Genomic DNA, 1900 nt, shown 5'->3' with positions numbered 1-1900 from the left:
ATGTTTATAAGTCATTTGTGATGTTCCTTTACTTTTGTTTGTGGTTATTCAAAAGTCTATCACAAATGGCTTTTTTATTTTTCTAACTTAATTTTACAAACGGCGAATAATAAAAAAATGCCGAGTCTCCTTAAAAGAGGCTCAGCGTTTTTTTAAATCTGTGACCAGACGTCCGCTCCCAAAGTAGGGAAGAGAGGTACGATGCGGCCTAGTTGTTCAGCTGTATATTGAAACTCAATTGCTGGTAATAAAACGTTAATTGCATCGGCAGCATGTTCACTAACTTCAGATGCTCCTACAAGATGATGGTCTTGATCGTAAATCAAGGTGTTATCACCTATTGTTTCCTTATCAACTTGGCGGAACCATTCGTCAGGAAGATGATTAGTTTTAATGGTGTAATCAGGATTTTGTTGAGCTTCTTCGACGCTCATACCAACCTGTGCGATTTGTGGTGAGGTAAAGACAATGGTTGGAATGGCCGGATAGTTGATTGCGTCAGTAGTCTTTCCTGTGAAAAGTTGGGTTAAATAATTAGATTCAAAGATCGCAGTCGGGGTGAGCTTAGGCTGTTCTTTATCAATCACATCACCAGAAGCATAGATATTATCAATGTTAGTTTGAAGATGATCGTTAACTTCGATCCCGTTAGCATTGTAACTAACGCCTACTTCGTCTAATCCGATGTTTTCGATGTTAGGAATTCGTCCGGTAGCATCCAAAATCCAGTCGGTGGTGAGGGTTTCGTGATCGTTATAAGACACGGTAAAATGAGAACCGTCTTCCTCAAAACGATCCACCTGAGCGTTGTAAATGAACTTCACCCCTCGTTTTTCGAGATCGGCAATGACTTGTTTTACGTAATCTTGATTAAATTTGCGCAACGCCTGATTATGGCGTAAAAGTACAGTGACGTTCGCGCCGGCAGCATTGGCAATCGTGGCAAATTCCATGCCGATATAGCCCGCGCCAATAATTACGATATTTTCAGGAAGCTGTTTGAGGTTCATAAAATCGGTACTGTCATGCGTAAGTTCTGAGCCCATAACATCTAGATGGTGGGGACGTAGCCCCGTTGCAATCACGATTTTGTCAGCGGTGTAGCGCTGTTGATCCACTTCGATGGTGTGAGCATCAACAAACTTTCCACGACCGTGAATAATTTCGATGTCAACAGAGTCGAGTAAACCAGTAATCATGTCCGGCAAGCCGTCGATGACTTCGTGTTCATGTTCTACATTGGCAGTCCAATCCAGCTTTAAGTCACCATTTACAATGCCATCAAGGCGTTCTTGGTGGCGTAAAAGTTGAACTGGGTTGTCCAGCGTAATTTTCGCGTTGCATCCACGGTTTGGACAAGTTCCCCCGATTTTGTCCGCTTCGATAATGGCGACTTTTTTGCCACTCTTAGCTAGTGGAACCGCCCCGTCGAAGGTACCATGCCCCGCGCCTAAGTACAAAACATCAAATTGATAACTTTCAGTCATTTAATTACCTCCATCCTAAATTTAGATGAATAAACAATTACCATTGTTGGCACAAGCATAGCAGAGGATAGGTGCGAATTGCAAGCGATTGCAACTGAAGAGAACAAAAAGCAATCCTTAACTTTAAATAGTGGTAGATTGTAAAATTAATCTGAACGCTGTTCGGACAAAAAGATCAGCTTCCTTTAAAATGGTGTTCAATTGTTCTAAAAGAGTTGGATAATGGTGGTTATAGTTCAGAACTAAATGCAGTTAACCAAGCTAAAGCTAAGTGAGAATTTACAATTCAAGTGCAACACAAATTAAAAAATAACCCATAGCGGGGTAGAATTAGTTTAACGACCAAGTCAAATAATTCGAGGTAACCCGTTATGAGCTATATCCATCTTACTATAAAAGAACGAGAAATGCTT

At 40.9% G+C, this 1900-nt stretch carries 1 protein-coding gene; it reads right to left on the bottom strand.

The genetic code is table 11. The features are described from left to right. Positions 1–152: 152 nt before the first annotated feature. Positions 153–1487, bottom strand: coding sequence for a dihydrolipoyl dehydrogenase family protein (locus H5975_RS07945; protein ID WP_204785588.1), 1335 nt, complete (start codon positions 1485–1487; stop codon positions 153–155). Positions 1488–1900 lie beyond the last annotated feature (413 nt).

Source organism: Limosilactobacillus coleohominis (assembly GCF_016901675.1).
In the GTDB taxonomy this organism is placed as follows: Bacteria; Bacillota; Bacilli; order Lactobacillales; family Lactobacillaceae; genus Limosilactobacillus; species Limosilactobacillus intestinavium.
This window is presented reverse-complemented; position numbering and strand designations above follow the sequence as displayed.